We start from the raw sequence: 4,139 nt of genomic DNA, 5'->3' as shown, positions 1-4,139 counted from the left end.
GCCTTCTAGCGGGCCCTCCGGGCGCTTCGTTCTTTCGTGTTCCCAGCTTATCAGATGTGTTCCGCCCCGTTTCCGGCGCTTCGTTCATCCAACTCGCTGGTGTCTTCTGCGGCTTGACGCCCCGTCCGACGTTTCAAACTCTAGCCGATCCCCGCTCCGAAAAGCGAATCCAGCCGCAATCCATATAAACGAACACGCCACAACAGACCCGAGCCGCAAAGCCAAAAAGGCATAGCGCGACCCAGCCTGAGCTGAGGTGTGGTGTTTCCAAGGACTGGCCGCTCCGGGACCGTCCGCGCAGTTGCGTGTCCGGTGCTCCCTGCCGAGCGACCAGTGAACACTACTCCTCATCCACGCCGGAAACAAATGCCCCAGCCCACGACGCCACGAGGGCCGGCGCCGTCCGTGAGCTGCTGCACGGACGGCGCCGGCCCTCGTGGACCCGGGCGAGGCCTACCAGCGGCCGCGCGCCGGTGCGGAGCTGAGCTTGGAGCTGAGCGCCGACAGGAAGACCGGGAGCTTGTCCACCGCGGATTTGGGAACCGGGGTGACCTGGACGGTGTCCCGCACCACGTCCTGCACGACGAGCTTGTAGGTGCCGCCTTCCTCGACGAGTTCGGCGGCGTAGAGCAGTGTTTCTTCCACCAAGAGGTCCTTCGGTTGTCCGGTGAGCGGCAGGTCAGGAGCCGTTGAGCCAGTCGGTCCACGCCTTGACGGCCTGCTGCTCGTCCGCGTCCTCGGCGAACAGGTGGTGGCCCAGCCAGATCGGGGTGTTCCAGGTGCTGCCGTTGAAGAACCGGTAGAGCGCCTCCGGGCCGCGCAGGCCGACGAAATCGGGGCTCAGCCAGTCCACGACCACCTCCTCCCGGCCGGCGTCCACACCCGGGAGGTCGAGCGACAGCCGGTCGCCCACCGCCGCGTCGTCGGCGAGGCCCAGCCGCCGGCGCAGGGCGGCGAAGTCGGCCGGGTCGGCGGTGGGTCCGGGGCGTTGGGCCTTGACGTAGACGGCGGGGCGGCCGGCGAAGTGCCGCAGGTACTCGGCGAGGCCGTGCTGGTAGAAGTGGACGTGCTTCTCGGCCGCGTCCGCCTTGGTGTCCCAGACCTCGTCCCAGACGCCCTCGTGCACCCAGTGGATTCCCATCCGCAGGTGGCTCGCTCCGCCGTCCACCGGCTCGATCCGGTAGCTGAGCGTGTTGGAGAACTCGTCCCCCACGGTGGCCCGGACGGCGAAGTGGCTCGGCGGCTCCCACGCCACGACGGTGCTGTCGGCCCGGGTGACCTTTCCGCCGAGGCGCTGTTCGACCTCCATGGGGTACAGCCAGCCGAGGTTGCCGGCGCCGGTGGCGACCGCGGCCCAGACCTGCTCGGGGGTCGCGGGCAGGTCCTGTTCCTTGCGGACCTCGAACTCTCGGGTCACGGTCCGTTCTCCTTCGTCGTCGTTCGGGTGTCAGTAGGTGAGCGGGAGGGCGCTCAGCCGCCGCTGCAGCGGATTGGGGCGCCATTCCAGCCGCGCCCCGTCGGCCAGGCGCAGCCCGGGCAGCCGGCGGACCAGCGTGCCGATGGCCACCTCCGCCTGGAGCTTGGCCAGCGGGCCGCCGAGGCAGAAGTGCGGGCCGTTGCCGAAGCTCAGGTGCCGGTTGCCGGGGCGGGTCAGGTCGAGGCGGTCGGGGTCCTCGAAGCGGTCGGGGTCACGGTTGGTCGCGGCGAGGAAGAGGTAGACCAGCTCGCCCTCGCGCAGCGTCCGCCCGCCGATCTCCAGGTCCTCGGCGACGACCCGGACGATCGCCTGGGTCACCGTGTCGTAGCGGGCCAGTTCCTCGACGGCGCCGCGGATCAGCGCCGGGTCCTCGCGCAGCCGGGCCAGCTGGCCGGGGTGGCGCAGCAGGGCGAGCACGCCGTTGCCGATCAGGTGGGTGGTGGTCTCGTCGCCGGCGGTGATCAGCACGAAGCAGGTGGAGAGGAGTTCGGAGTCGGTGAGCCGGTCGTCCTGTGCCTGGGTGGCGACCAGGGCGCTGATCAGGTCGTCGCCCGGGTCGGCCCGGCGCTGCCGGATGAGGCGGGCGAGGTACTCCTCGTACTGCCCGATCGCCTCCTCGGACTTGTCGAGGTCCTCGCTGATCCGGCCGAAGCGGCGGAACCAGGTCTTGACCTGGGGGCGGTCCGCCGGCGGGATGCCGAAGAGCTCGCAGACGACGGACAGCGGCAGCGGGCCGGCGACCGCCTCGATCAGGTCCATGGCCGGCCCGGCCTGGACGGCCCGGTCGATCAGCTGGTCGACGATCCGCTGGATGCCGTCGCGCAGGGCTTCGACGCGTCGGGCGGTGAAGGCGCGGTTGGCGAGCTTGCGCAGCCGGGCGTGGTCCGGCGGGTCGGTGTTGGTCATCACCCGGCCGAGCCGGTCGGTGATCCGGCTGAAGGCCTTCAGGTCGCCGCCGAGCGCGACGTAGGCGCGGGTCATCCGGTCGCGGTCGTTGGACAGCCGCAGGTCGCCCAGTGCCGCCTCGACGTCGGCGTACCGGGTGAGGTACCAGATGCCCTGGGCGCTGCGGTGCACCGGGCTCTCGCGCCGCATGCGGGCGTAGACCGGGTACGGGTCCCGGCGGGCCTCGGGGGTGAGGAGGTCCGCGGCGAGGTCGTGGGGCCGGGCGGGGCCCGCGGTGCCGCGGGCCCCGTCCCTGGTGTCGGTGGTGGTCACGTCGGCTACCGCTGGGCGTCCATGGCGTCGGCCAGGCTCTTGGGCCGCATGTCGGTCCAGGACTTCTCGACGTACTCGAGGCAGGCGGTGTGGGTGTCGGGGCCGTGGGTGACGGTCCAGCCCGCGGGGACGTCCGCGAACTGCGGCCACAGGGAGTGCTGGTTCTCGTCGTTGACGAGCACGAGGAAGGTGGCGTCCTGGTCGTCGAAGGGGTTGGTCATGGGTCGGTCCTCCTGGTGGGAACGGTGGTGTCACTTGCCGGTGGTGTCACTTGCCGGCGCCGGCTTCACCGGTGGCACCGGTTTCACCGGCTTCTCCGGTGGCCTCGGCGAGCCTGGCGGCCAGGATCGGTCCGATCTGGGCCAGCGAGCCGGGTTGGGTCATCCGGTTGTGCCGGGTGGTGACCTCGTGCGATTCGATCCGGCCGGCGATGTAGGGCTGCCAGATCCCGGGCCCGGCGTTGTCCTCGGTCCGGTCGATCGTGGAGTTGAAGAGCAGCAGGTCTCCGTCGAACCTGCCGGGGACGAAGTCGACGGCGAGCCGGGCATTGTTGATCATGATCTGGACGATCACCCCGACCTGGCGCTCGTTCAGGCCGGCCAGCGCGCTGCCCCGCCGGTTCAGCACCTCGGCGACCTGCGCGTAGGTGATGTCCCGGTCGCCCAGCTCGTCCGGGTCGACGTCGAGCACCCCGACGAGCACGTCGCGCTCGGTGGGCACCGGCACCTCCTCGAACTGCACGTCCTTCACCGGATAGGCGTCGAGGATCGCCAGCAGTGCGGTCCGCTCGCCGCGCGACTGCAGCTCGCAGGCCAGCGCGTGGGCGATCAGCCCGCCGGCGGACCAGCCGAGCAGCAGGTACGGGCCCTCCGGCTGGATCTTCTGGAGGTGGTCGGCGTAGTCGGCCGCCATCTCCTCGTAGGACGTGGGCAGCGGTTCGGGCCGGCCGAGGCCGCGCGCCTGGATCGCGTAGACCGGGTGCTGCGGGCCGACGTGGTTCAGCAGCCCGCTGTACGACCAGCTGATGCCGCCGCCGGGGTGGACGCAGAACAGCGGTGTGCCCGTCCCGGTGGACCGCAGCGGCAGCACCACGTCCAGCGCGTCGTCGGGATCGTTCATGACCAGGCGTTCGGTGAGCCCGGCCACGGTCGGCGCCTCGAACAGCATGCGCAGTCCCAGCTCCAGGCCGAGGGTCTCGCGGACCCGGGAGGCCAGCCGGGCGGCCAGCAGCGAGTGCCCGCCCAGGTCGAAGAAGCTGTCGTCGATGCAGACCTGCTCCCGGCCGAGGACCTCGGCGAACAGGCCGCACAGCAGTTGCTCCTGCGGCGTCCGCGGGCCGCGCCCGGCGTCCGACGCCCCGTACTCGGGGGCGGGCAGGGCGGCCCGGTCGAGCTTGCCGTTGGCGGTCAACGGCAGCGCGGCCACGGTGACGAACGCGGCCGGC

The 4,139-nt window shown here is 71.2% G+C and carries 5 protein-coding genes; all 5 read right to left on the bottom strand.

Annotation, left to right across the window (positions count from 1 at the left end):
* Nucleotides 1–453: 453 nt before the first annotated feature.
* Nucleotides 454–645, bottom strand: a complete 192-nt coding sequence (locus ABZ885_RS36595) for a hypothetical protein (RefSeq protein ID WP_360198788.1) — start codon at nt 643–645, stop codon at nt 454–456.
* Between the two features lie 34 nt (nt 646–679).
* Entirely contained in the window at nt 680–1,417 is a 738-nt protein-coding gene (locus tag ABZ885_RS36590) for an SRPBCC domain-containing protein (protein ID WP_360198786.1), read from the bottom strand.
* A 30-nt stretch (nt 1,418–1,447) separates the two neighbouring features.
* Entirely contained in the window at nt 1,448–2,695 is a 1,248-nt protein-coding gene (locus tag ABZ885_RS36585) for a cytochrome P450 (protein WP_360198783.1), read from the bottom strand.
* A 5-nt stretch (nt 2,696–2,700) separates the two neighbouring features.
* Entirely contained in the window at nt 2,701–2,916 is a 216-nt protein-coding gene (locus ABZ885_RS36580) for an MbtH family protein (protein ID WP_360198780.1), read from the bottom strand.
* Between the two features lie 46 nt (nt 2,917–2,962).
* A partial coding sequence (locus ABZ885_RS36575; protein ID WP_360198777.1) for an alpha/beta fold hydrolase occupies nt 2,963–4,139 on the bottom strand: 1,177 nt, incomplete at its 5' end.

This window comes from Kitasatospora sp. NPDC047058 (genome assembly GCF_040643935.1).
Lineage (GTDB): Bacteria > Actinomycetota > Actinomycetes > Streptomycetales > Streptomycetaceae > Kitasatospora.
Note: the sequence above shows the minus strand (reverse complement) of the source record. Positions and strands in the feature narration are given on the sequence as shown.

Coding starts and splice junctions, on each gene's coding strand:
- ABZ885_RS36580 (WP_360198780.1), bottom strand. CDS start 2,916: ATGACCAACCCCTTCGACGACCAGGACGCCACCTTCCTCGTGCTCGTC.